This window comes from Sphingomonas sp. Marseille-Q8236 (assembly GCF_965112005.1).
The window spans coordinates 1,736,741-1,761,382 of record NZ_CBCOPO010000001.1 but is presented as its reverse complement, the minus strand read 5'-3'; the positions used below and the strand labels follow the sequence as shown (position 1 = coordinate 1,761,382).

Below are 24,642 nucleotides of genomic sequence, written 5' to 3'. Positions count from 1 at the left end.
CGGTTTTACGGTTCGAAATGAAGGGGCTGGCGAGCGATCGCCGGCCCTTTTTCTTGTTCCTCCCCTGCAAGGGGAGGGGGGACCAGCGAAGCTGGTGGAGGGGTATCCTCGCTGATGACCGCATACCTCCTCGCACCCGGTAACACCCCTCCGTCAGGCCTGCGGCCTGCCACCTCCCCTTGCAGGGGAGGATCGGAACTGTAATCATTTCGCATGCGCAGCGGAACGTGAGCGGCGGGGATGGGTTCACTTGGCATGTCCGCATCCGCTATGCTTTCGCCCATGCTGGCCGACCTCGCCCCGCCCCCGCCCCGCCTGTCCGCCGAGGACAGCCTTTTCCTCGATTTCGACGGCACGCTAGTCGATCTCGCCGACAATCCCGAGGGGGTGCATGTCAGCACCGCGCTCGCCGATCGGCTGGACGCGCTGGCCGCGCATATGCTCGGCCGCCTCGCCATCGTCAGTGGCCGCTCGATCGCGCAGCTCGATGCGCTGTTCGGCCCGCAGGCGCAGCATTTCACGCTGGCGGGCAGCCACGGCGCCGAGCGCCGCAGCCCCGAGCACGGCCACAGCCAACCCGAAAAGCCCGATCACCTCGCTACCGCAACCGAGGAAATGCGTGCGGTGGCCGAAGCGAACGACCTATATTTCGAAACCAAGAGCTTCGGCGCAGGGTTGCATTACCGCCGCAACCCGGGCGCAGAGCCCCTCGCCCTCCGCGAAGCCACCGCGATCGCCGAACGCCATGGCCTGACCCTGCAACCCGGCAAGATGATGGTCGAGATCCGCCTGCCCGGCGACAAGGGCCAGGCGATCGAGACGCTGATGGAAAGCCCCACCATGCGCGGCACCATCCCCATCTTCTTCGGTGACGACGTGACCGACGAGGACGGCTTCGTCGCCGCCGCCGCGCTCGGTGGCGCGGGCGTGCTGGTCGGCCCGATGCGTCAGACCGCCGCGCGCTACCGCCTGCCCGATGTCGCCGCCGTCCACTCATGGCTCGCCCAAGCGCTGGAGAATGCCGAATAATGCAACAGGACATGAATCTCTGGCCGATCGGCAATTGCCAGGTCTCGGCGCTGATCGATGCGACCGGGCGTTTCGTCTGGGGCTGCGTGCCACGGGTCGATGGCGACCCGGCCTTTTGCGCGCTGCTGGGCGATGGCGATCCGGAGACGGGTTATTGGTCGATCGACTTGGAGGACCGGGTCTCGACCACGCAAGGCTATCTGCGCAACACGCCGATCCTGGTCACCACCCATATGGACGACCGAGGCAACGGCATCGAGATCACCGATTTCTGCCCGCGCTTCTCGCGCGAGGGCCGCGTCTATCGCCCGACCAGCTATGTGCGGATCGTGCGGCCGATCGGCTCGCCGCGCATCCGCATCGCGCTTCGCGTCGCGACCGACTGGGGCACCCCGACCGAGCGAACGCAAGGGTCCAACCATATCCGCTATCTGATGACGCAGCAGACGCTGCGCCTGACCACCGACGCGCCGGTCGGCCATATCGCCGCCGAACAATGGTTCCGGGCGGAACGCCCCATCCACATGTTCCTGGGCCCGGACGAGAGCTTCGCGGGTGTGCTGAGCGAGGCGAGCCGTGCCATGTTGGAGCGCACGACGCATGAATGGCATCACTGGGTGCGCGGGCTTGCGACCCCGGTCGAGTGGCAGGCCGTCGTCATCCGCGCCGCGATCACGCTGAAGCTGTGCCAGCATGAGGAAACCGGCGCGATCGTCGCCGCGCTAACCACCTCTTTGCCCGAACATGCCGATTCGGGGCGTAACTGGGATTATCGCTACTGCTGGATTCGTGACGCCTATTACACCGTGCAAGCGCTCAATCGGCTCGGCGCGCTCGACGTGCTGGAGGGGTATCTCGAATATCTCCGCAACATCGTAGACGCCGCACGCGGCGGGCATATCCAGCCGCTCTACGGCGTCGGCGGCGAGGCGACCCTGGTCGAGCGGATCGAGACCAAGCTCCCCGGCTACCGTGCCATGGGTCCGGTGCGGGTCGGCAACCAGGCCTATGAGCAGATCCAACACGACGCTTACGGCCAGATCGTGCTGTCCGATGTGCAGGCCTTCTTCGACACGCGGCTGTTCCGCATGTCGGGGGTCGAGGATTTCCACTCGCTGGAACGTGTCGGCGAGCGCGCTTGGGCCAAGTATGACCAGCCCGATGCGGGGCTGTGGGAGTTGCGTACCAAGAGCCATGTCCACACCTATTCCGCCGCCATGTGCTGGGCCGCGTGCGACCGGTTGGCCAATGCCGCACAGGCGCTGGGGCTGGAGGAGCGGCGTGCCTTTTGGCAGGAGCGCGCCGACCTGATGCGCGAGACGATCGAGCAGGCGGCGTGGCGCCCCGAAACGCAGCGCATGTCGGCGACCTTCGGCGGCGACGATCTGGACGCCAGCATCATCCAGCTGCTCGACCTGCGCTTCCTGTCGCCCGACGATCCCCGTTTCCGCTCGACTCTGGATGCGGTCGAAAAGGGCCTGCGGCGGGGCAGCCATATGCTGCGCTATGCGACCGAGGATGATTTCGGCCTGCCCCATACCGCGTTCAACGTTTGCACCTTCTGGCTGATTGAAGCGTTATATGTGACCGGGCGTCATGCCGATGCCCGCGCGCTGTTCGAGGAGATGGTGGCGCGCTGCACCCCCGCCGGGCTTCTGTCCGAGGATATCGACCCGAATACGGGCGAGCTGTGGGGGAATTATCCGCAAACCTATTCGCTGGTCGGCCTGATCAACTGCGCCGTCCTGCTGAGTAAACCATGGAGTGCCGTGCGATGAGTCGCCTGATCGTCATCTCGAACCGGGTCCAGCCGCCCACCACCGGGCCGGGCGGAAATCAGGGCGGGCTGGCGGTCGCACTTCTTGCCGCCCTGCGCGAACAGGGCGGCATCTGGTTCGGCTGGTCGGGGGAGACGACCGAGGAGTTTAGCGGCCATATCAACTTCCAGCAGGGCGGCGGCGTCACCACCGCGACCATCGACCTGGAAGAGCAGGATATCGACGAATATTATAACGGCTATGCCAACCGGACGCTCTGGCCGCTCTTCCACTATCGCATCGACCTGACCGAGTTCGAGCGCGATTTCGACTCCGGCTATGCGCGCGTCAACGAGCGTTTCGCCGATACGGTGCAGCCGCTGATCGAGCCCGACGATCTGGTCTGGGTGCATGACTATCACCTGATCCCGCTGGGCCGTGACCTGCGCAAGCGGGGGTTCAAGAACCGGATCGGCTTCTTCCTCCACATCCCCTGGCCGCCGGTGCGGCTGCTGATGTCGCTCCCCAGCCATCGCAAGCTGGTGGAATCGCTCTTCGCCTATGACGTGGTGGGTTTCCATACCGAGGACTGGCTGGACAGCTTCCGCGACTATGTGACCAAGGAGCTGGGCGGTACGCTGGGCGAGAATGGCGCGGTGACGTGGAACGGCCGCACCATCCAGGCGATCCGCGCGCCGATCGGCATCGAGACCAAGGAATTCGAGGAAGCCGCCAGCGGCCACGACGCCCGTTTCGCTCGCGAACGCATGTATATGTCGGCGACCGGCCGCAGCCTGATCGTCGGGGTCGACCGGCTGGATTATTCCAAGGGGCTGGCCGAGCGCTTCCTGGGTTACGAACGCTTCTTGGCGCAGAATCCGGAACGGCGCGCGCTGGTCTATATGCTCCAGATCGCACCGCCCAGCCGCGAGAAGGTGAACACCTATCAGGAGATCCGCGCCAATCTCGATGCGCTGTCGGGGCGGATCAACGGCGAATATGCCGATATCGACTGGGTGCCGATCCGCTACGTCAACAAGGGGTTTCCGCGGCCGGTGCTGGCGGGCATCTACCGCGCGGCGCGGATCGGGTTGGTGACTCCGTTGCGCGACGGGATGAACCTGGTCGCCAAGGAATATGTCGCGGCGCAGGACCCCGAGGATCCCGGCGTGCTGATCCTGTCGCGCTTTGCGGGCGCGGCCGAGCAGTTGAAGGACGCGGTCCTCATCAACCCCTATAGCGCCGAGGAAATGTCCGATGCGATCGTCCAGGCTCTGGCCATGCCGCGCGACGAACGCATCCGTCGCTGGGAAAGCCTGATCGACAATGTCCGGCGCGAAGACGTGTTCTGGTGGTGCGAACTGTTCCTGGCCGCGCTGCGCGGGGACGGGGCGAAGGACGAAGCCAAGGCGATCGAAGGGGCGGCGTCCTGATCCTCCCCGGCACGGGGAGGGGGACCGCCGCGAAGCGGTGGTGGAGGGGGATGGCCGTTTAAGACGTACCTAGAGGCACGCCCCCTCCACCAGCCTGCGGCTGGTCCCCCTCCCCGTGCCGGGGAGGAATATTGGATTGATGCTCCAACCGCCGCCGGGGCAGTGCCTCCGGCATTTCGCGCCGAATATATTCCAGCAGCCCCTCGCGAATCTCGCAGCGCAGATCGAACGCGATCGCCGCATCTCGCGCGGTCATCAGCCCGCGCACCTCGATCGAATCGGGCTTCACGTCGGTCACCTGCATGTTGAAGAAGCGGCGATCCCAGCGGGTACTCGCCTCGACCAGTTCGCCCATCTTCTCGCGCAGCCGGGGGATATCCGCCGCCGGGTCGAGATACCAGAAGACCGATCCCAGCAACTGGCTGGTCTCGCGCGTCCAGTTCTGGAAGCTGTTCTCCAGGAACTTGGCGACCGGCACGACCAGCCGTCGCTCGTCCCAGATGCGCACCACGACGAAGGTCAGGTGAATCTGTTCGATCCGTCCCCATTCGTTATCGATGATGACCACGTCATCGAGGCGGATCGGCTCGGTAAAGGCCATCTGCACGCCCGCGATCAGGTTTTTGAGCGCCGGCTGTGCCGCGGCACCGACGACCAGGCCCGCAATACCCGCCGAGGCCATCAGCGTGACGCCAATGGTGCGGATGCCGGGCACGCTGAGCAGCATCAGGCAGACGGTCAGGAACACGATCAGGAAGATGCCGATCCGCCCCAATATCTGCGCCCGCGTCCGCTTGCGCCGGGCGCGCAGATTGTCCTCGACGCTGATGTCGGCGCGTAGGTAGACGACACCCTGAAGCGCGCGCAGCCCCGCCACCGCCAGCCAGCCGAGCAGGGCGGGCACAGAGAAGCCCAGCACCTGCCGCCATATCTCCCGCCCGTCGCTGGACATGGGGACGAGGCGCATCGCGAAACTGACCGCTATGGCGATCGCCACCCAGCGCAAGGGCTGGCGGATATGGGCGAGGACGAGATCGTCGCTCTGGCTGGCGGTCCGCCGCGCGGCGTGTCCCGCGATCCGCATCGCGACGCTGTGGACCAGCACCGCGATCAGGATCGCGATCGCAATGATCGTCACATGTTGAAGCCACAGCCATTCGGCCGGAATGTCGAGCGATCGAAGCCAGCGCATGGGGTGCTAAAGGGTCAAGGGGGCGAAGGTTCCTTTTGGCCCCCGGATTCCCGTGGCCTTCGGCTTCGCTCAGGCTGAACGGATTGAGTGCGGAGTCCGACTCCCAACCTCCGTTCTGCCTGAGCGAAGTCGAAGGCCACGCCCCACCCTCGCCCCAAACGAAAACGCCCCCCGACCAAGGCCGGAGGGCGTCATCGTCAAACCCCGATCACCGCGCCGGGCGGACCGCGCCTGTGGGAGCAGGAGCCCCGGCGGGCGGCGGAGGCGGCGGTACGGGGGCGCCCTGCGGGGCCTGACCGTTCACCGGGGGAGGCGGCGGGGGCACCGCACCCGGTGCGCAACCACCCGGCGGCGGGGGCGGAGGAGCGCCGGGGCCACCCGGTGCGCCCGGACCACCCGGACCACCGGGGGGCGGCGGCGGCGGGCCGTCACCACGCGGGCCACCGGGGCCGCCGGGACCGCGCGGACCACCCGGCGGGGGCGGCGGGGGGCCAACCGGGGTCACCGTCCCTTGCGGGGTGACCAGATACTGGGCGTGCATCAGCCCGTCGTCATAGCGGCCCTGCACCATCACGTTGCTGCCGACGGCGGGCATCGCGTCACGGTTGCTGGCGACCATCGCGCGGCCGGTGGCGTCCTGCACCACGAAGCGGTCGCCAAAGACTTCGGCCACCCGCCCCTTGGCGGTGACAACGCCGCTGGTCGAGGCCAGCTTGGCGATCGGCGTCGGGTTGGACGGCGCCATGGTGACGGTCGGCCGGGTCATCGAGACGGCGGCGGCGCCACCGCCCGCGCCCAGTGCGATCAGCACGGCGGCGGCCGCGGCCAGCGGCGCCTTGCCCTGCAAACGGGGGGTCGGGATATGGAAACGAGACATTGTTCGATCTCCTTGGTTGATGCCCCCTTCTAGGTGATTCGGCCCGATGCCCGCTGAACCACGCGGTTCAGATTGGGTTTAAGCTGTGCGAGGATAGCGGCACGCGGGGCCATGAGGGGAAGACGAACACGTCATGCGAATTCTGCTGGTCGAAGATGATCCCGCACTGGGGCCCGCCATCGCGCGGGCGCTGCGCGCCGAACAATGCGCGGTCGATCTGTTCACCAGCGGCGTCGATGCGGGCCATGCGGGCGATACCGAACTCTATGACGCCGCCGTGCTCGACCTCGGCCTTCCCGATGGCGATGGCATGAGCGTGCTCAAGGCTTGGCGCGAGGCGGGGCGGGCACTGCCGGTGCTGATCCTGACCGCGCGCGACGGCTGGTCGGACAAGGTGGCGGGGTTCAAGGCGGGCGCCGACGATTATCTGACCAAGCCCTTCCGCGTCGAGGAACTGGTCATGCGCCTGCGTGCGCTGGTCCGCCGCGCGGCGGGCCATGCCCAGCCGCGTCTGACCTGCGGCCCCCTCTCCTTCGACAGTCAGACCGGGCAATTCGAGCTGGACGGCCTGCCGCTGAAACTCACCGCCTTCGAATGGCGGGTGCTGTCGGCGCTGATGCTGCGCAAGGAGGCGGTGATTCCCCGGCTGGAACTGCTGGAACGCGTCTATGAAGGCGACGCCGATGTCGATTCCAACAGCCTGGAAGTGATCGTCGGTCGGCTGCGCAAGAAGATCGGCGCGGACCTGATCGAAACGGTGCGGGGCATGGGCTATCGCCTGACCGCCGGGGATGCGGTGTGAGCGTCGCCCGGTTGATCCCCAAATCGATCCATGCCCGGATGATCCTGATTTCCGGAGCCGCGATCCTCGTCGCGCTCCTGATCGCCGGATGGGGACTGGCGAGCGCGCTGGAAGGGATCGTCACGCGCGGGCTCGATCAGCGGCTCGATTCGGAAATCGCGGTTCTCGCCTCGGCGGTCGATGGCAGGGGGGCCGTCGACCGGGGCCGTATTGCCGAGCGACGCGGGCTGCTGGAGCCCGAACCCGGCTGGCGCTGGCGGATCGCGGGGCCAGACGGCATGATCGGATCGGGCGACTTTCCCCCGCTCCTCCCACCGCATCCACCGGGGCCGGATGGCGGACCACCCCCGCCCTGCCACCGGGCCCCGCCCCGGTTCCCTCCCCCGTCGATCAACCCCATCCCGCCGATGGGCGCACCGAACAGGGCGTGCGCGTTCATGCCCGTCAGATTACGATTCCCTCGTTGCGTGGACCGGTGACGATCACCACAGCAGCCCCCCGCGCCGTCGTCGCGCGACCGATCCGGGCGGCGCTGGTGCCGCTGCTCGCGATGCTGGCGGGGCTGGGCGTGCTGCTTGCGGCGGCGAGCCTGATCCAGCTTCGCCTGGGCCTGCGCCCGCTGCGCCGTTTGCGCGAGGAGGTTGCCGCGATCCGCACCGGCGAACGCACCCGCGTCGATGAAGATCAGCCCGCCGAACTCCGCCCGCTCGCCACCGAATTGAACGCACTGACCGCCGACAGCGAACGCGCACTGGCGGCGGCGCGCGCCTCGGCGGCCAACCTGGCCCATGCGCTCAAGACCCCGGTGGCGACGCTGGCGCTCGATCTGGCGGGCGATCCGCCCCGCGCCGAGCAGGTGGCGCGGATCGACGCCACCATCCGTCACCACCTCGCCCGCGCACGGGTGCAGCTTGGCGCGAGCAGGTCGTCCACCGCGCTCCGTCCCGCGATGGACGACCTGGCTCATGCAATCGCGCGCATCCATGCCGACCGGGGAATCACGATCTCTGCCGAGACTACCGAGGATGTGAGCGTCGCGATGGACGCGCATGATCTGGACGAGGTGGCGGGCAATCTGGTCGACAATGCCGCGCGCCACGCCCGGTCGAAGGTATCGATCGCGGCAATCGCCGATGGGCGACAGGTCCGCCTCTGCATCACCGATGACGGCCCCGGCATTCCGGAGGCCGACCGTATTCGCGCGACCCAGGCGGGCGCACGGCTGGACGAGCGCGGCGACGGGCACGGCTTCGGCCTGGCGATCGCGCGCGAACTGGCCGAACTGCACGGCGGCGAACTGATTCTGGACGAAGCGCCAGGCGGGGGGCTGGTCGCCTGCGTGCTGCTCCCCCGCGCCGTCGCGAAAGAATAAACAGGAAAGATATGATCGCCACCCGCTTCCGCCCGCTGGTCCTGCTGCCCACCCTCGCCCTGCTGCTTCAGGGGCAGGCCATGCCCCCCTCGCCCGCCGATATTTACGGCCCGCTCTTCGGTGCGGTGCAGGAGGCGCAGGTGTTCCCCGACGGCAAGACCTTTGCCGACGCGGTTCCGCGCGAAAGGCCGGAGGCGATTCTCGCCGCCTATGCCCGCGAAAAGCCGCAGGGCAAGGCGGCGCTGACCGCATTCGTCCGCCGTCATTTCTCGGTGCGCGGCGACGATCAGGCCCGGCCACCGCTGCGCGACCGCATCCGCGAGCTCTGGCCCATTCTCGGTCGGGCGCCCTTCGTACCGGTACCGGGATCGTCCGCGCTGGGGCTGGATCATGGCTATGTCGTGCCGGGCGACCGGTTCCAGGAGATTTACTACTGGGACAGCTACTTCACCATGCTGGGGTTGAAGGCCGATGGCCAGACCCCGCTGATCGAGGCCATGCTTGCCGACTTCGTCGATCTGGTCGAGCGCTACGGCCATATCCCGAACGGCACGCGCAGCTATTATCTCAGCCGGTCGCAACCGCCCTTCCTTGCGATGATGCTGGACCTGTCGGACGATCGCGACCCCATATTGGCCGGGCGGCGGCTGAACGCGCTGATCCGCGAGCATGACTATTGGATGGCGGGCAGCCGCTGTCTGGATGGCAGCGGGGCGTGCGAACATGTGGTGAGGATGCCCGACGGCAGCCTGCTCAACCGCTATTGGGATGCGCGCGACACCCCGCGCGACGAAAGCTGGCGCGAAGACCGCGAAACCGCGCTCAAGGCAAAACCGCGCCCCGCCAGCGTGGTGCAACGCGATCTGCGCGCCGCGGCCGAGTCGGGCTGGGACTTCAGCTCGCGCTGGCTGGCCGATCCAATGCGGCTGGAGACGATCCATACGACCGACATCGTACCGGTCGATCTCAACAGCCTGTTATGGCTCAGCGAAACCCGGATCGCCGAGCGCGCCCAGGCGGCGGGGCGCGGCGAGATCGCGCAGCGCTTCGGGCGACTGGCGGCGGCGCGCAAGGCGGCGATCGACCGCTATCTCTGGGTGGCGGCCGAGCGGCGCTTCGCCGACTGGGACCGGATCGCCCGGCGGCCCACCCCGGCACGGACGGCGGTATCGCTCTTTCCGCTTTTCGTCGGCCATGCCAGCCCAGACCAGGCCAAGGCGGTCGCCGCCACGACCCGCGCGACCTTGCTCGGCGAGGGCGGCCTGCGCACCACCGGCATTCGCACCGGCCAGCAATGGGATTCGCCCAATGGCTGGGCCCCGCTGCAATGGGTCGCGGTCGAGGGGCTCGGTCGCTACGGCGAACAGGGACTGGCCAGGGACATCGCCCGCCGCTGGATTGCCACGGTCGCGCGCACCTATGCCGAAACGGGCAAGCTGCTGGAGAAATACGACGTCGAGGAGCGGCGGCCCGGCGGCGGTGGGGAATATCCGACGCAGGACGGGTTCGGCTGGACCAACGGCGTGACCGCGGCGATGCTCGACCGCTGGCCGGATTTGAAACCGGTGGAGGCAGGGGCGCAAAAAGACCCATCGGTTAAGCCATAAAAATCTCGCCTCCGTCCCCACATCGTGTAGCGGACGCGGCATGACCGACACTTCGCGCCCCGTCCTCGGTATCGACTTCGGCACCACCAACTCGGTCGTCGCACGAGCCGATGGAGGCGAGTCGCATCTGGTGCCGCTGAAAGGCCCCCAAGCCACCGACCCCGTCTTCCGCTCGGCGCTGTGCTTCTGGGAGGATGACGGCATCGAGGTCGAGGCGGGCCCTTGGGCGATCGCCGAATATCTCGACTTTCCGGGCGGCAGCCGCTTCATCCAGTCGTTCAAGTCGGTCGCCGCCTCACCCGTGTTCGAGCATGCCACCGTCTTCGACAAACGCTATCGGTTCGAGGAGCTGGGCCGCGTCTTTCTCGACCGTATGGCGGTGCGCAGCGGCGGGACACTCGATGGGAAGGCGGCGCGGATCGTCGTCGGGCGGCCGGTCGAATATGCCGGGCACCGCCCCGACGGAGCGCTCGCCCGCCAGCGTTACGATTCGATGTTCGCGCGGCTGGGGGCGGAGATCCATTATGTCTACGAACCGCTGGGCGCGGCGTTCAGCTATGCCTCGCGGATCACCGAGCCCGCGACCGTGCTGGTCGCCGATTTCGGCGGCGGTACCAGCGACTTCTCCGTTGTCCGCATCGCCGCCCCCGGCGCGGCGCGGCGTTGCGAGCCGCTGGGCCATGCCGGTGTCGGCATTGCGGGCGACCGGTTCGACCAGAGGCTGATCGATCACCTCGTCCTGCCGCTCCTAGGTGCGGGCGGACGCTATCGCTCGTTCGACAAGGTGCTGGAGATTCCGCGCGGTTACTTCGCCGATTTCGGCGATTGGTCGCGCCTCGCGCTGATGCGCAACCGCAAGACGCTCGCCGAACTGGAGAAATTGCGCCGTTCCGCGCTCGACCCGGAGGCGATTGGACGGATGATCGCGATCATCGAGGAGGAACAGGGATACCGGCTCTACGATGCTGTCGGCCGAGTGAAGCGCGACCTGTCGGCGGCGGGGGAAGCGCGGTTCCGGTTCGAAGGCGGCGGCCTGTCGATCGAGGCGGGTGTGAGCCGGAAGGATTTCGAAAGCTGGATCGCCCCCGATCTCGCGCGGATCGAACAGGCGGTCGACCGGGCGCTGACGGCAGCGGCGACCGGGCCGGAGCAGATCGATCAGGTGTTCCTGACCGGCGGCACCTCGTTGATGCCCGCGATCCGGCGGATGTTCGAGGCGCGCTTTGGGGGCGAAAAGATCGCGACCGGCGGCGAACTGACCTCGATCGCCCATGGCCTCGCGCTGATCGGCGAGCAGCCGGACATTGCGGCCTGGGCGGTGTAAAAGCCTCAACAGGCCCCTCCGCTCGGTGGGAGGGGCCTGCCTGACGGCTGGGTTCAGAACCCCTTCTTCAGCGTCACGAACCACTGGCGCGGCGCGCCCGTGAGCAGCGTCTGGTTGTCGCCGCTGGCGGTGTAGCCACCGCTACCGACGGTTGCGATGTACCGCTTGTCGGTCAGATTGGTCACGCTGCCCTCGATCGAGAGGCCGCCCCATTCCGCCGGGAAACGATAGCCGATGCTGGCATCGACCAGCACGCGCCCGTCGACCGACTGGTCGTTCAGATAGGTGAAGTAGCGCTTCGACATGTAATCCGCGCCGACCCGGCCGAAGAAGCGGCTGTCGTCATAGACCAGCTCGCCCTTGACCATGTTCTGCGGCGTGTCGACGACATAGCGGCCCTTTTCGGCCAACAGATTGCCCGAACCGTCGCGCACCGTCTGCCGATAGGTCGCATGGTTGTATGAATAGCTGGCCAGCGCCGAGAAGGCCGATGTCAGGCGGTAGAAGGCCGAGACCTCCGCGCCATAGCTTTCGACGCCGCCGACATTGTTCAGCGTCGGCGGAATGCCCTGGATCGCGGTACCGACCGAATAGGTCAGCAGCCGGTCGGAGAAGTCGATATAATAGCCGACCGCCGACAGTTGCAGCCCGCCGGTGCGATAGCGGACGCCGCCCTCGGCGGTCTTGGACTTTTCGGGGCGCACGGTGTTGGCGACCGCGTTGAACGCCGCCTGGCTGATCGAGAAGGGCGGCGCGGTCGCGGCGGCGATGAAGGCGCGCATATTCTCGGTATAGCTGGCGAAGACCTCCGCCTGGTTGCCCAGGTGCAGCACCGCGCCGATCTGCGGCAGGAACCAGTCCTGGCTCTTGATCCGGCCGCGCGCCAGCGTCCCCGCCAGCACATTGGCCTGGTTGCGCACGCGCATCCCCTTCCAGCCGCCATTGATGGTCAACTGGCCGATGTCGAGCGTGTCGCCGACCGAATATTGCAGCGTCTCGGTATCGTATTTGCCGTTCCACGTGGTCGACATCGGGTTACGCTGGTAATCCAGCGCATTGCGGTTCGGCGTCGCGGTGTCGGTCATGCCATAGAGGCGACGCGCCTGATGCAGCGTGTTGCTCTCATACCAGCCGGTCAGCTCCAGCGTGTTGGCACCGGTGGTCAGCGCCAGCTTGGCGATCGTGCCGGCACGGTCGAGGCTGTACTCGGTCGTGCGGAAGGACAGCGGCGCGGGGTTGGTGATCGGCGTGCCGTCGGCATTGGGCGCACCCAGCTGGGTCGGGCTATAGGGCGTGATCCACGATCCCTGGCCCTTGTTGTGATGATAATAGCTAGTCGAGGTGAGCGACAGCGCCTCGGTCAGCTTGGCATCGAAGGTCACGCCGCCCAGATAGTCGCGCCGCAGGCCCGCCGCGTCGTAATAGCCGTCGTCCAGCCCGATCCCGCTCGGCAGGCCGATGGCAACGCCCGCATAAGGTGCCGTGAATCCGGTCAGCGAACCGTTATTGGCCGCCGCATAGCTTGCCGCCGCCGCGCCGTTGGTCGCCTGCTTGGCATAGAGGATGGCGAGCGGATAATTGTTGGAGATGTTGTCGTTATAATAGCCGCGACGCTTGATGATATCGAGGCTCAGGTCCTGATAGTCGCTCTCACGCCGATCCGAGAAGTTGAAGAAGCCGGTGATCGAGCCGCGCGTGTCGAAATCCTTGACGATCTTGGCATTGGCCTGATGCTGACGCTGGCTGCCATAGCCCTTCCACTTGTCGGTGGTCAGATAGGCGTAGCTCAGATAGCCCTTGAGCCCGCCGCCCAGATCGCCGCTGTCCGCACGGACAAAGGCGCGGACGGTGTCATTGCTGCCATAGGTGCCCGATGCGGCAATCCCGGCGGAGTCCGACGGCGCGCGGCTGGTGAACTGGATCGTGCCCCCCAGATTGCTGGTCGAGGCGGTACCCAGCGCGCCCGCGCCCTGCGCCACGCTGGTCGAGGCGATGTTTTCGGAGATGATCGCGCGGCTGATGTGCAGGCCGTTGGTTGGGCCATAGCTCATATCGCCCAGCGGCACGCCATCGAGGGTGAAGCCGAGTTGATTCTGGTTGAACCCGCGCAAGCTGATGCGGGTCGACCATTCATAGGCGCCGAACGGATCGGCGGATTGGAAATTGACGCCCGGCAGCTTCGAAATCGCCTTGAGCGGCGAGGTGCCCGGCGTCAGCCGGTCGAGATCGGCGGCGGTGATCGTCTGCACCTGACGACTCTGGCCGAAGCCGAGCACGACGACGTCACCCGACGCGCCCGCTTGATCGGCGTCGGTCGTGATGGGGTCGGCGACCACCGGGTCGCTCGCCGTGCCGGTAACAGCGGCCTGCGCGGGCAACCCCTGCGCCGCGACGCCGGGTGCGATCAGCGCGACCGTCGCGACACCGACCAGATACTTCACCATGATGTTTCGCCCCCAAATGGCTCGTTAACCCAATGAGGCGGGCGCATGGGGCCGGTGCGTGACATCATGGCGACAGCGTAATGACCGGTTTGTGACGGCCTACCGTTGTGGCTTCGCGGTCACGTACTTTTCCTCCCCTGCAAGGGGAGGGGGAGCAGCGAAGCTGGTGGAGGGGTGTCACCACTCGCGAGGGCGGTGGAACCTCGCACAGCGGGACACCCCTCCGTCAGGGCTTCGCCCTGCCACCTCCCCTTGCAGGGGAGGAAAAAAGGGCCGGACAACCCGCGTTGCCCGGCCCCCTTTCCTACCGATCTCCGAAGATCAGCGCGCGATGCCGCCCGCCGCCAGCACCGCCAGCGTGACCAGGTCACCGGCGGTCGAAGTCATCGGCGCGATCTGCACCGGCTTTTCCATACCGATCAGCATCGGGCCGATCATGCTGTCGCCGCCGAGTTCGCGCAGCAGCTTGGCCGAGATATTGGCCGACTGGAGACCCGGCATGATGAGGACGTTCGCCGGACCCGACAGGCGCGAGAAGGGGAAGTTCGCCATCTGCTTGGGGTTCAGCGCGACGTCGGGGGCCATGTCGCCTTCATATTCGAAACCGACCTGCCGCTTGTCGAGCACCGCCACGCCGTCGCGGATATTGTCGATCCACTGGCCCTCGGGATTGCCGAAGGTCGAATAGGACAGGAAGGCCACGCGCGGCTCATGCCCCATGCGGCGCGCCACCGCCGCGGTGCGCTCGGCGATGTCGGCCAGTTCCTCGGCGGAGGGGCGTTCGTTGACCGTGGTGTCGGCGATGAAGACGGTGTGGCTCTGCCCGACGAGCAGGTGGATGCCGAACGGCACCTTGCCGTCGACCGGATCGATGACCCGGCGAATCTCGCGGAAGCTCTGCGCATAGGTGCGGGTGATGCCGGTGATCATCGCATCCGCCATGCCCAGTTGCAGCATGACCGAACCGAAGATGTTGCGGTCCTGGTTGATCAGCCGCTCGGCATCGCGCTTCAGGTAACCGCGCCGCTGGAGCCGCTCATAGAGGAAGTCGACCATCTGCGGCACCATCTCCGAGGTGCGGCTGTTATGGACTTCATATTCCTTGGGGTTGGTGACGCCCAGCGCGGCCAGACGGTCATAAACGTCGTCGCGCCCGACCAGCACCGGAATGCCATAGCCACCCTCCTTGAAGGCGATGGCGGCGCGCAGCACCACCTCTTCCTCACCCTCGGCGAACAGCACACGCTTCGGGTGCGCCTTGGCGCCCTCATAGGCCAGCGTCAGCACCGAGGTGGTCGGGTTCAGACGCGCGCGCAGCTTCTGGCGATAGGCGTCCATGTCCAGGATCGGCCGGGTCGCCACGCCCGAATCCATCGCCGCCTTGGCCACTGCCGAGGGGACCAGCTCCATCAGGCGGGGGTCGAACGGCGCGGGGATGATATATTCGGGGCCGAAGCTGTGCTGCGTGCCGTAAGCCAGCGCGACCTCTTCGGGCACGCGCTGGCGCGCCAGTTCGGCGATGGCGTTGGCGGCGGCGATCTTCATCTCGTCATTGATGCCGGTCGCGCGCACGTCGAGCGCACCGCGGAAGATGAAGGGGAAGCCGATGACGTTGTTGACCTGGTTCGGATAGTCCGACCGCCCGGTCGCGACGATCGCGTCGGGGCGCGCCGCCTTGGCGAGTTCGGGGCGGATTTCCGGTTCCGGGTTCGCCATCGCGAAGATGATCGGCGAGGGCGCCATGTCCTTGACCATTTCGGGCTTGAGCGCGCCCGCCGCCGACAGCCCCAGGAACACGTCGGCGCCGTGCAGCGCTTCGGTCAGGGTGCGGCGGTCGGTGACGGCGGCGTGCGCCGACTGCCATTGGTTGATGTCGTCGCGGCCCTGATAGATGACGCCGGTGCGGTCGCACATGATGACATTGTCGTGGCGCACGCCCATCGCCTTCATCAGCTCGGTACAGGCGATCGCCGCTGCGCCCGCGCCGTTGACGACGACCTTGATCTCGTCCAGCCGCCGCTTGGTCAGCAGACAGGCGTTGATGAGACCCGCCGCGCAGATGATCGCGGTGCCGTGCTGGTCGTCATGGAAGACCGGGATGTTCATCCGCTCGCGCAGCGTCTGCTCGATGATGAAGCATTCGGGGGCCTTGATGTCTTCCAGGTTGATGCCGCCGAAGCTCGGCTCCATCAGCTCGATCGCGTCGATGATCCGGTCGACATCCTCGGTCTTCAGCTCGATATCGATCGAGTCGACATCGGCGAAGCGCTTGAAGAGCACCGCCTTGCCCTCCATCACCGGCTTGGAAGCGAGCGCGCCCAGATTGCCCAGCCCCAGGATCGCGGTGCCGTTCGAGATGACGGCGACCAGATTGCCCTTGGCCGTATAGTCATAGGCGGTGGCGGGATCGTCGGCGATCGCCTGAACCGGAACCGCGACGCCAGGCGAATAGGCCAGCGCCAGGTCGCGCTGCGTCGCCATCGGCTTGGACGCGATGATCTCGATCTTGCCGGGCCGTCCCTCGGAATGGAACAGCAGGGCCTCGCGCTCGGAGAACTGATCGGTGGGTTCGTCGGTCATGCGCGCGGCCTTCGATGCTGTGAATAGTGATGACGTTACGGCTCTTGAAGCTTTCGGACACGGCTGACAACCCTGTCACGTGCCACTTTTGCAGCCGAAGCCATCGGGTTTGCCGAAGCTAGAAGTTAAGCTGTTGCAGGTGCTTGCAATGCCGCACTGCACCATCGACGACAGGAAATACCGGCCAGGCCCGGGGGCCCCTCGCCAGCCCTTGGCCGCCCCGCTATAGCCCGACATCCATTCCACCAGTTCGGGTCGCCGCGATCGGCCTGGCCCTCTCGATCCTGCCGTTTTGATTCTGGAACAGACGCCTCGATGACCACCCCGACCCCGATGATGGCGCAATATCTGACGCTGAAGGCCGAGGCCGAGGATTGCCTGCTCTTCTATCGCATGGGCGATTTTTTCGAGCTGTTCTTCGACGATGCGCGGATCGCCTCGGGCGTGCTCGACATCGCGCTGACCTCGCGCGGGGAGCATGGGGGTGAGAAGATCCCGATGTGCGGCGTGCCGGTCCATGCCGCGACCGCCTATCTGCAACGGCTGATCAAGGCGGGTCACCGCGTCGCCATCGCCGAGCAGACCGAGACGCCCGCCGAGGCCAAGGCGCGCGGCGGGTCCAAGGCGCTGGTCGCGCGCGGCATCGTGCGCGTTGTGACCGCAGGCACGCTGACCGAGGAAGCGCTGCTCGACGCCAAGTGCGACAATTGGTGCGTCGCGATCGGCGAGGCGGGCGGCGCGGTGGCGCTGGCCGCCGCCGACATCTCGACCGGGCGGTTCGTGGTGATCGACGTGAAGGCGGATGCGCTGGGGGCCGAACTCGCGCGCCTGTCCGCCGCCGAAGTCGTCGCAGCCGAAAATGCCGCACACGCTGATGCCGCGACGAGCCTTCGCCCGTCCTCGACCTTCGACAGCGGTCAAGGCGAGGATCGGCTCAAGCGGCTCTACGGCGTCGCGACACTGGACGGGTTCGGGCAGTTCAGCCGAGCCGGACTGGCGGCAGCGGGCGGGCTGGTCGCCTATCTCGACCATACGGCCAAGGGCGCCCTGCCCTTCCTGCGCCCGCCGGTATTGATGCAGGCGGCAGGAGCCATGGCGATCGATGCGGCGACGCGCGAGAGCCTGGAGCTGACCCAGACCGCGAACGGCCAGCGCAAGGGCTCGTTGCTCGACGCGGTGGACCGGACGGTGACGGGCGCAGGCGCGCGCGCGCTGGCCGGTGATATCGGCGCGCCGTTGATGGACCGCGACGCGATCGAGGCCCGGCTCGACCTCGTGCAGCATTTCCATGACGATACCGCGCTTCGCGAGCGGCTTCGCGCGGCGCTGCGGGCGCTGCCCGATATCGGCCGGGCGATCGGGCGCATCGCAGCGGGGCGCGGCTCTCCCCGCGATCTGGGGCAGTTGCGCGACGGGCTCGACGGGGCCTGGGCATTGTCCGAGCAGCTGATCGACGGCCCGCCTCTGCTCCGCGAGACGACACCGCGCCTGCGCGGGCATGGCGAACTGATCGACCTGCTCCGCCGCGCGCTGGTCCCCTCCCCGCCGATCGAGGCAAGCGAGGGCGGCTATATCGCGGCGGGCTATGACGTCGCGCTCGACGATCTGCGCGATGCGGGTGCAGGCGGCCGCCGCGCCATCGCCGCGCTGGAGGCCGAATTCCGCCAGAAGACGAGCATCACCGCGCTCAAGATCCGCCACAACGGCGTGCTCGGCTATCATGTCGAGGTGCCCGCACGGTCGGCGGATGCGCTGATGAAGCCGGATTCGGGCTTTACCCATCGCCAGACGCTGGCGGGCGTCGTCCGCTTCAACACGCCCGAGTTGCACGAGGTCGCCAGCAAGGTCGCGCAGGCCGGTGCCCATGCGCTCGCCGCCGAGGCCGCGCATCTGGAGGAGCTGACCGCCGCCGCGTTGACCTCGCGCGAAAGCATCGCGGCGACGGCGGACGCGCTCGCGCGGCTCGACGTGGCAAGTGGCCTGGCCGAGCGCGCGGTCGAGGGCGGCTGGGTGCGGCCCGAGCTGGTCGACCATAGCTGTTTCGAGGTGGCGGGTGGCCGCCATCCGGTGGTCGAGGCGGCGGTGGCGCGCTCGGGCGAGCGGTTCGTCGCCAATGACTGCTCGCTGTCGGAGGCTTCGCGGCTCTGGCTGGTCACCGGTCCGAACATGGGCGGCAAGTCGACCTTCCTCCGCCAGAACGCGCTGATCGCCGTCTTGGCACAGGCCGGCTCCTATGTCCCGGCCACCCAGGCGAAGATCGGGCTGGTCGACCGGCTGTTCAGCCGGGTCGGCGCGTCGGACAATCTCGCGCGCGGGCGCTCCACCTTCATGGTCGAGATGGTCGAGACCGCCGCGATCCTGGCGCAGGCGACGCCGCGCAGCTTTGTCATCCTGGACGAAGTGGGGCGCGGCACCTCCACCTATGACGGCCTCGCCATCGCCTGGGCGGTAGTCGAGGCGATCCATGAGGATAATCGCTGCCGCTGCCTGTTCGCGACCCATTATCACGAACTGACCCGGCTGGCGGAACGCTGCGAGGCGCTGTCGCTCCACCATGTCCGCGCGCGCGAGTGGAAGGGCGAGCTGGTCCTGCTGCACGAGGTGTCGGAGGGCCCGGCTGATCGTTCCTATGGCCTAGCCGTGGCACGACTGGCAGGCATGCCGCCGACGACGGTCGCGCGGGCGAAGGCGGTGCTCGCCAAGCTGGAGGCGGGCCGGGCCAAGACCGGCGGGCTGGCGGCGGGGCTGGATGACCTCCCCCTCTTCGCCGCCGCCGCTCAGGCGGAGGAGGAACAGTGCGACGCGATCCGGGCCGAGGTGGAGAAGCTGGACGTCGACAGTCTGTCGCCGCGCGAGGCGCTGGATGCGCTATACAGACTGAAGGCCTTGGCGCGGGAGGGGTAACCCGCTCCCGTCTTCCACCCCGGCGGAGGCCGGGGTCCAGTTGCGATGGACAATCGGGGTCGAAGCTTGCCTCCCCCGCACCGAATAGTGCGCCACCGGCCTGGTGAAGCCTGGGCCCCGGCCTTCGCCGGGGTCGAAGAAGATTGAGGAGCACACTCACTCACCGCCGTTCAGCCTGAGCGAAGTCGAAGGCCACGCCCCATCGCCTCGCCGCGAGCGTCGCCCGTGCCCTTCGACTTCGCTCCGTACGAACGGCCGTCAAGGCACCCCAAACATGAACAAATCTCAGGAAAGTGGGGAGCTTCTGTTGCCCGGTGCTCCCCGTACCGCTGGAATCCGATTCTGTTGCCCGGTTCGGTTCAACCGCGCTATTTTGGAGTAACTTCAGGCCGTGAGGCCCTCAGTTACGCCGCAATCGCGAGTGCTTCGTTATCGTTGGCACTTGTGTGTATGGGCCGTTGCGGTGGTCCCATTCCGAACGAAAACAGCGCTTTTCAACACACGTCGATCCTGGTTCGGCCCCGTCAGAAACGGTGTCCAGATACACCACCTTTTATGGTGGAGCCGCCGGGTACTGCCCCCGGGTCCGCTGCGTCTATTACTCGCCGCAGTTTATCGTCATAGCCGGGTGAAACCCGGCAAGGAGCGATATAGGAAGCCGAACAAGATTACGCAAACGCCTTTCGCTCGCCGCATTTTAGGTCCATGGGGGACCCATGTTGACCCAGCGGTCCCGTTATGCGCTCCGCGCGATGCTGTTCCTGGCGGAAATGCCGCCCGCCGGTCCGCCGACCTCGATGACGCGCATCGCGACCGAGGCGAATGTGCCGCGCAAATTCCTGGAACTGATCCTCGCCGATCTGAAGGGCGCGCAGTTGCTCGACAGCCAGCGGGGCAAGATGGGCGGATACCGTCTGGCACGGCCCGCCCACTTGATCTCGCTGGGCGACATCATCCGCACGATCGAGGGACCGCTCGCGCTGGTCCCCTGTGTCAGCCGCACCGCATATCGTCCTTGCAACGACTGCAAGAGCGAGGCGGACTGCGCCATTCGCCACGCGATGATGCGGGTGCGGGACGAGACGGCGCGGATTCTCGACGGCACCAGCCTCGCGGATGCGACCGCCAAGAAGCTGGCGGCGGCATAAGCCCCCCCTAACCGCGCCACCCCGGCGAAGGCCGGGGTCCAGTTAAGGTGGAATTCGCGAAGGCGGGAAGCCTTTGCCTCCCACGCACCGCAAAGCGCACCACGAACGTGGTGGCACCTGGGCCCCGGCCTCCGCCGGGGCGGCAGGTCGACTCAGGAACGCCGTGCGCGCAGTTCGTCGCGAATTTCACGAAGCAGCGCGATGTCGGTCGGCTCCGCCTTGGGCTCTGCGGCGGCCTGTGCCTTTTCCTTCTCGAAGAGCGCCGTCGCGCGATTCACCGTGCGGACCAGCAGGAAGATGATGAAGGCGACGATGACGAAATTGACCGCCTGAGTCACGAACGCGCCGTAACCCAGCAGCGGCACCCCCGCCTTCTTCAGCGCGGCATAGTCGCTCAGCGAGCCGGTATAACTGGCCGGAATCGGGCCCATGCGCAGGAAATAGCTGGAGAAATCCAGCCCGCCAAAGACCTTGCCGATGATCGGCATCAGCACGTCATCGGTCAGCGAGGTCACGATCTTGCTGAATGCCGCGCCGATGATGACGGCCACGGCCAGGTCCAGCACATTGCCTCGTGCGATGAAGGCACGAAATTCCTTGAGCATCGCCAACTCCCTCTGTTCGATGAACTTTACGCTATCGTCGCTTTTGCCCTTCGCCAAGAGACACGCGCGTCTTATATGACCGAGACAGTTGACGGAGGAATATTCGAATGCGTCGTCCCGTTCTTGCCCTGACCCCGGTCGTGATGGCCGTCGCCCTGTCCGGCTGCGGCATGAACAGCGTGCCCACGGCAGAGGAAAATGCGAAGGCGAAATGGGCGGATGTCCAGGCTGCCTATCAGCGCCGCGCCAACCTGATCCCCAACCTCGAAGCGACGGTGAAGGGCGCCGCCGCGTCGGAAAAGGCGATCCTGACCGATGTGGTCAACGCCCGCGCCAAGGCGACCTCGGTCCAGGTCAGCGCCGACGACCTGTCCGACCCCGCCAAGATGCAGCAATTCGCACAGGCCCAGGGCCAGCTCAGCGGTTCGCTCGGCCGGCTGCTCGCGAATGTCGAGGCCTATCCGAACCTGAAGAGCCAGGACAATTTCCAGACCTTCATGAGCCAGCTCGAGGGTACCGAGAACCGCATCAACATCGCGATCCGCGACTATAACGGCGCGGTGCAGGAATATAACACCCGCATCCGCACCTTCCCCGACGCGATCGGCGCGAAGGTCTTCTACGGCGCCAAGCCGATCACCCCCTATCAGGCGACGACGCCGGGGGCCGAGAATGCGCCCAAGGTGAATTTCGGCAGCTGATTGAGCACTCATGACCCGGTTCACCCGGTTGCTTCGCTCGGTCCTCGGGCTCTGGCTGATCCTCTGCGCCGTCCCCGTGATGGCGCAGAGCTTTCCCAAATTCGACGGCCTGGTCGTCGATGCGGCGAACAAGATCGACCCCGCCACCAAGGCGCAGCTCGAACAGAAGCTGGAAGCGCTGCAAAAGGATACCGGCCGCCAGCTGGTGGTCGCGACCATCCCCGATCTTCAGGGTTATCCGATCGAGGATTATGGCTATCGGCTGGGTCGGGCTTGGGGGGTGGGCCTGAAGGATGCGGATAACGGCGCGATCCTGTTCGTCGCGCCCAATGAGGGCAAGGGCCAGCGCGGCCCCCGGCTGGAGGTCGGACGCGGGCTGGAGCCGATCCTGACCGACGCCTGGTCGTCCCAGATGATCCGCACCCTGATGATCCCGCGCCTGCGTGAGTCGAGCGATATATCGGGCGCGCTGAATGCCGGCGCGGACGCGGTGATCGCGCAGCTCCGCGCCTCGCCCGAGGAAGCCCAGGCCAAGGTGGCCGAGGCGGCGAAGCAATTCGACCGGCAACACCGGCGCGGCGGCGGCGATTCCAACGGCTTTCCGATCCTGATCGTCCTGGTCATCTTCATCGGCGGCTTCGTCCTGCTGTCCATCCTGCGCCGCAAGCAGGGCCAGCGTTTCCACGATGACGATGACGACGATCGCGGCGGCGGCGGGGGGCGACGCCGCGGGGGCGGCTGGCCGATCATTCTCTGGGGTCCCGGCTGGGGCAGCGGCGGCCGATCAGGCGGCGGTTGGAGTTCGGGCGGATCGTCGGGCGGCGGCAGCGACGGATCGTGGTTCGGCGGCGGCTTTACCGGCGGCGGCGGCGGGGATTTCGGCGGCGGCGGCGCTTCGGGGGATTGGTGAGATGTTGAGCGAAGCCGATAGCGATCTGGTCACCGCCGCCGTGGCGCGCGCCGAGGCTGCGACCGACGCCGAGATCGTGACCATCGTCGCCCCCCGATCGGACGACTATCGCGACGTGGCGCTGTGGTTCGCCGCCGCCGCGATGCTGCTGGTGCCGCTGTTCGCCGCGCTGTTTCCGGGCCTGGGCCTGAAACTGCTCGCGCTGGTGCATGACGGATGGAGCGAAGCGGGCGAGGATCTGGTCCTGGGCGTGCTGATGATCGCGCAGATCCTGGTCTTCGCGGTCGTCGTCGCGGCGCTGGGGCCGGTGAAGCGCCGGATCGCGCTGGTCCCCAAAAGCGTCCGCCATGCCCGCGTCCGCGCGCGCGCCGTCCTGCTCTTCCGCGTCTCGGCCGAGCGGCGGACCGACAGCCGCTACGGCGTGCTTCTCTACCTTTCCGAGAACGAGCATATGGCGGAGATCGTCGCCGACTCCGGCCTAACCGGCAAAGTGGGACCGGAAACCTGGGGCCGCGCCATGGCGGTGATGCTGCCCCATGTCGCGAAGGGCCATGTCGGTGAGGGGCTGGGTGCGGCGGTCGAGCGGATCGGGCTTGTGCTCGCCGAGCATTTCCCCAAGACGGCGGCCGATACTAACGAACTGCCGGACAGACCGATTTCGCTATGACCGATCCCCGTATGGACGCCCCCCTCGAAACCATGGCCGAGGGACGGTTCCTGGCCCTGCGCAAGCGCGGCACATGGGAATATGCCGACCGCCCGCGTGACATTCGCGCCGCCGTCATCCTTGCGATCGACGGCGACCATATCCTGCTGGTCGAACAGTTCCGCGTCCCCCTGGGCGCCCCCTGCCTGGAAATGCCCGCCGGGCTGATCGGCGACGAGACTGCGGGCGAAGCCGTGCTGGACGGTGCGGCGCGCGAGCTGGAAGAGGAAACCGGCTATCGCCCTTCGCGGATCGAGCCGCTGGGCGAATTCTGCTCCTCGCCCGGCATGACGTCGGAACGCTTCACCTTGGTCCGCGCGACCGGCTTGGTGAGGGTCGGCGAGGGCGGCGGCGATTCGGACGAGCAGATTAGCGTGCACCGGGTGAAGCTGTCGGAGGTTCAGGCCTTCATGACCGAACGACGTGCGGCGGGCGTGGTGATGGATGCCAAGCTGCTCCTGCTGCTGGGGGGCGGCGTCCTGGGCTTTTGATTTCACGCGAAGCCGCGAAGGCGCGAAGAGAAGAAGATTGGTTCGCGCGGAGACGCCGAGACGCGGGGATGTCGTATTCGCGGCAGCGAATATTTCTTCAACCCGCTGTTTGTGGTGCGCATCCGATGCCACCGGACACGTCACCTCCGCGCTCTCTGCGCCTCTGCGCCTCTGCGCGAACCCATTCTGACAATCTTCGCGTCATCGCGGCTTCGCGGCTTCGCGGCTTCGCGACACGCGGCAACGGACGGGAAGGCGCCAAGAAACTTTTTTCGCGCAGAGGCGCGGAGGTCGCAGAGAGGGATTGCTCGCGGAAGCGACACGCCGCTCCAACAGATCGGTTGTGATGCGATCCCGATGCCGCCGGGCGCGACATCTCCGCGTCTTCGCGTCTCCGCGCGAAGCAACCTTCTCAAGCGCCGTCGCGCGAATCAAAAAGCGCCCCGGCCTTGACCGGAGCGCTCGAACCTTAACGGAAATTGTCGGCGTAGCTTTGCAGCTTGAGCGTCTTTTGCGGCGTCGGCACGACATGATGGTCGAGCCCCTCGCGCTGGCAATAGGCGATCGCCTCTTCCAGCGTCGCGAAGGTCAGGCGAACCTGCTCCCGCGTATCGCCGCTGCCGGCCCAGCCGGTCAGGGGATCGGGCTTTTTCGCCTCGGTGGATTCGAATTCGAGTTGCCAGCGATCGGTCCGGTACTTGCCGGATTGCATCGCGTTCTTGGGGCGCTGGAAGATGCGAGCAGTGGCCATAATCCACGT

Annotated in this window: 20 protein-coding genes and 1 other RNA gene; 14 read left to right on the top strand and 7 right to left on the bottom strand. The window is 66.9% G+C overall.

Annotation, left to right across the window (positions count from 1 at the left end; translation table 11 throughout):
• Positions 1-255: 255 nt before the first annotated feature.
• From otsB to ACWPWT_RS08355, 3 genes are read left to right on the top strand one after another with little or no spacing between them, the layout of a single operon-like run.
• Entirely contained in the window at positions 256-1,029 is a 774-nt protein-coding gene (gene otsB, locus ACWPWT_RS08365) for a trehalose-phosphatase (RefSeq protein ID WP_454279298.1), read from the top strand.
• 11 nt (positions 1,030-1,040) lie between these two features.
• On the top strand, positions 1,041-2,807 hold the full coding sequence (locus tag ACWPWT_RS08360) for a glycoside hydrolase family 15 protein (RefSeq protein WP_454279297.1): 1,767 nt from the start codon (positions 1,041-1,043) through the stop codon (positions 2,805-2,807).
• Positions 2,804-4,219, top strand: a complete 1,416-nt coding sequence (locus ACWPWT_RS08355) for an alpha,alpha-trehalose-phosphate synthase (UDP-forming) (protein ID WP_454279296.1) — start codon at positions 2,804-2,806, stop codon at positions 4,217-4,219. Before ACWPWT_RS08360 ends, ACWPWT_RS08355 begins: the two co-directional genes overlap by 4 nt.
• Before the next feature lie 58 nt (positions 4,220-4,277).
• Here ACWPWT_RS08355 and ACWPWT_RS08350 read toward each other — a convergent pair whose 3' ends face one another.
• Positions 4,278-5,411 carry a mechanosensitive ion channel family protein gene (locus ACWPWT_RS08350; protein WP_454279295.1) on the bottom strand — a complete coding sequence of 378 codons (1,134 nt, stop codon included), beginning with the start codon at positions 5,409-5,411 and terminating at the stop codon, positions 4,278-4,280.
• 208 nt (positions 5,412-5,619) lie between these two features.
• Positions 5,620-6,288 (bottom strand): hypothetical protein, encoded by a 669-nt coding sequence (locus tag ACWPWT_RS08345; RefSeq protein WP_454279294.1) that lies wholly within the window; start codon positions 6,286-6,288, stop codon positions 5,620-5,622.
• A 133-nt stretch (positions 6,289-6,421) separates the two neighbouring features.
• Between ACWPWT_RS08345 and ACWPWT_RS08340 the strand changes: the two genes are divergently transcribed.
• The 5 genes from ACWPWT_RS08340 to ACWPWT_RS08320 are packed head-to-tail and all read left to right on the top strand — an operon-like array spanning position 6,422 to position 11,393.
• A complete protein-coding gene (locus tag ACWPWT_RS08340; protein ID WP_261269019.1) occupies positions 6,422-7,090 on the top strand; it encodes a response regulator transcription factor in 669 nt (222 codons plus the stop codon).
• Entirely contained in the window at positions 7,087-7,569 is a 483-nt protein-coding gene (locus ACWPWT_RS08335) for a hypothetical protein (protein ID WP_454279293.1), read from the top strand. Before ACWPWT_RS08340 ends, ACWPWT_RS08335 begins: the two co-directional genes overlap by 4 nt.
• The gene (locus ACWPWT_RS08330; RefSeq protein WP_454279292.1) at positions 7,566-8,462 is read left to right on the top strand and encodes an ATP-binding protein; all 897 of its coding nucleotides are present in this window, start codon (positions 7,566-7,568) and stop codon (positions 8,460-8,462) included. The genes ACWPWT_RS08335 and ACWPWT_RS08330 overlap by 4 nt, the downstream gene beginning before the upstream one ends.
• 11 nt (positions 8,463-8,473) lie before the next feature.
• Positions 8,474-10,069, top strand: coding sequence for an alpha,alpha-trehalase TreF (gene treF / locus ACWPWT_RS08325; protein WP_454279291.1), 1,596 nt, complete (start codon positions 8,474-8,476; stop codon positions 10,067-10,069).
• A gap of 40 nt (positions 10,070-10,109) precedes the next feature.
• Complete coding sequence (locus ACWPWT_RS08320; RefSeq protein WP_454279290.1) at positions 10,110-11,393, top strand: Hsp70 family protein; 1,284 nt, start codon at positions 10,110-10,112, stop codon at positions 11,391-11,393.
• Between the two features lie 53 nt (positions 11,394-11,446).
• Here ACWPWT_RS08320 and ACWPWT_RS08315 read toward each other — a convergent pair whose 3' ends face one another.
• Positions 11,447-13,837, bottom strand: a complete 2,391-nt coding sequence (locus ACWPWT_RS08315; protein WP_454279289.1) for a TonB-dependent receptor — start codon at positions 13,835-13,837, stop codon at positions 11,447-11,449.
• 321 nt (positions 13,838-14,158) lie between these two features.
• Entirely contained in the window at positions 14,159-16,417 is a 2,259-nt protein-coding gene (locus ACWPWT_RS08310) for an NADP-dependent malic enzyme (protein WP_261269014.1), read from the bottom strand.
• Positions 16,418-16,750: 333 nt separating this feature from the next.
• Here ACWPWT_RS08310 and mutS point away from each other — a divergent pair, with 333 nt between their 5' ends.
• Positions 16,751-19,321, top strand: a complete 2,571-nt coding sequence (mutS, locus tag ACWPWT_RS08305) for a DNA mismatch repair protein MutS (RefSeq protein ID WP_454279905.1) — start codon at positions 16,751-16,753, stop codon at positions 19,319-19,321.
• 331 nt (positions 19,322-19,652) lie between these two features.
• On the opposite strand, the gene ssrA is transcribed toward mutS, so the two are convergent.
• Positions 19,653-20,001: a transfer-messenger RNA gene (gene ssrA / locus ACWPWT_RS08300) on the bottom strand.
• Between the two features lie 36 nt (positions 20,002-20,037).
• Between ssrA and ACWPWT_RS08295 the strand changes: the two genes are divergently transcribed.
• The gene (locus ACWPWT_RS08295) at positions 20,038-20,469 is read left to right on the top strand and encodes an RrF2 family transcriptional regulator (RefSeq protein WP_261269013.1); all 432 of its coding nucleotides are present in this window, start codon (positions 20,038-20,040) and stop codon (positions 20,467-20,469) included.
• A gap of 152 nt (positions 20,470-20,621) precedes the next feature.
• Here the strand turns inward: ACWPWT_RS08295 and mscL are convergent, their stop codons facing one another.
• Complete coding sequence (gene mscL / locus ACWPWT_RS08290; RefSeq protein ID WP_454279288.1) at positions 20,622-21,074, bottom strand: large conductance mechanosensitive channel protein MscL; 453 nt, start codon at positions 21,072-21,074, stop codon at positions 20,622-20,624.
• Positions 21,075-21,181: 107 nt separating this feature from the next.
• On the opposite strand from mscL, the gene ACWPWT_RS08285 reads away from it, so the two are divergent.
• The 4 genes from ACWPWT_RS08285 to ACWPWT_RS08270 are packed head-to-tail and all read left to right on the top strand — an operon-like array spanning position 21,182 to position 23,882.
• Positions 21,182-21,775, top strand: a complete 594-nt coding sequence (locus tag ACWPWT_RS08285) for a LemA family protein (RefSeq protein ID WP_307100835.1) — start codon at positions 21,182-21,184, stop codon at positions 21,773-21,775.
• A 10-nt stretch (positions 21,776-21,785) separates the two neighbouring features.
• Positions 21,786-22,685, top strand: a complete 900-nt coding sequence (locus ACWPWT_RS08280) for a TPM domain-containing protein (protein WP_454279287.1) — start codon at positions 21,786-21,788, stop codon at positions 22,683-22,685.
• Position 22,686: 1 nt separating this feature from the next.
• Complete coding sequence (locus ACWPWT_RS08275) at positions 22,687-23,352, top strand: TPM domain-containing protein (RefSeq protein ID WP_454279286.1); 666 nt, start codon at positions 22,687-22,689, stop codon at positions 23,350-23,352.
• A complete protein-coding gene (locus ACWPWT_RS08270) occupies positions 23,349-23,882 on the top strand; it encodes an NUDIX hydrolase (protein WP_454279285.1) in 534 nt (177 codons plus the stop codon). Before ACWPWT_RS08275 ends, ACWPWT_RS08270 begins: the two co-directional genes overlap by 4 nt.
• A gap of 469 nt (positions 23,883-24,351) precedes the next feature.
• On the opposite strand, the gene ACWPWT_RS08265 is transcribed toward ACWPWT_RS08270, so the two are convergent.
• Positions 24,352-24,633, bottom strand: a complete 282-nt coding sequence (locus ACWPWT_RS08265; RefSeq protein WP_261269007.1) for an ETC complex I subunit — start codon at positions 24,631-24,633, stop codon at positions 24,352-24,354.
• Positions 24,634-24,642: the final 9 nt, after the last annotated feature.

Coding starts and splice junctions, on each gene's coding strand:
- mutS (WP_454279905.1), top strand. CDS start 16,751: ATGATGGCGCAATATCTGACGCTGAAGGCCGAGGCCGAGGATTGCCTG.
- ACWPWT_RS08340 (WP_261269019.1), top strand. CDS start 6,422: ATGCGAATTCTGCTGGTCGAAGATGATCCCGCACTGGGGCCCGCCATC.
- ACWPWT_RS08265 (WP_261269007.1), bottom strand. CDS start 24,633: ATGGCCACTGCTCGCATCTTCCAGCGCCCCAAGAACGCGATGCAATCC.
- ACWPWT_RS08275 (WP_454279286.1), top strand. CDS start 22,687: ATGTTGAGCGAAGCCGATAGCGATCTGGTCACCGCCGCCGTGGCGCGC.
- treF (WP_454279291.1), top strand. CDS start 8,474: ATGATCGCCACCCGCTTCCGCCCGCTGGTCCTGCTGCCCACCCTCGCC.
- ACWPWT_RS08285 (WP_307100835.1), top strand. CDS start 21,182: ATGCGTCGTCCCGTTCTTGCCCTGACCCCGGTCGTGATGGCCGTCGCC.
- ACWPWT_RS08320 (WP_454279290.1), top strand. CDS start 10,110: ATGACCGACACTTCGCGCCCCGTCCTCGGTATCGACTTCGGCACCACC.
- ACWPWT_RS08310 (WP_261269014.1), bottom strand. CDS start 16,417: ATGACCGACGAACCCACCGATCAGTTCTCCGAGCGCGAGGCCCTGCTG.
- ACWPWT_RS08280 (WP_454279287.1), top strand. CDS start 21,786: ATGACCCGGTTCACCCGGTTGCTTCGCTCGGTCCTCGGGCTCTGGCTG.
- mscL (WP_454279288.1), bottom strand. CDS start 21,074: ATGCTCAAGGAATTTCGTGCCTTCATCGCACGAGGCAATGTGCTGGAC.
- ACWPWT_RS08350 (WP_454279295.1), bottom strand. CDS start 5,411: ATGCGCTGGCTTCGATCGCTCGACATTCCGGCCGAATGGCTGTGGCTT.
- ACWPWT_RS08360 (WP_454279297.1), top strand. CDS start 1,041: ATGAATCTCTGGCCGATCGGCAATTGCCAGGTCTCGGCGCTGATCGAT.
- ACWPWT_RS08295 (WP_261269013.1), top strand. CDS start 20,038: ATGTTGACCCAGCGGTCCCGTTATGCGCTCCGCGCGATGCTGTTCCTG.
- ACWPWT_RS08270 (WP_454279285.1), top strand. CDS start 23,349: ATGACCGATCCCCGTATGGACGCCCCCCTCGAAACCATGGCCGAGGGA.
- otsB (WP_454279298.1), top strand. CDS start 256: ATGTCCGCATCCGCTATGCTTTCGCCCATGCTGGCCGACCTCGCCCCG.
- ACWPWT_RS08315 (WP_454279289.1), bottom strand. CDS start 13,837: ATGGTGAAGTATCTGGTCGGTGTCGCGACGGTCGCGCTGATCGCACCC.
- ACWPWT_RS08345 (WP_454279294.1), bottom strand. CDS start 6,288: ATGTCTCGTTTCCATATCCCGACCCCCCGTTTGCAGGGCAAGGCGCCG.
- ACWPWT_RS08355 (WP_454279296.1), top strand. CDS start 2,804: ATGAGTCGCCTGATCGTCATCTCGAACCGGGTCCAGCCGCCCACCACC.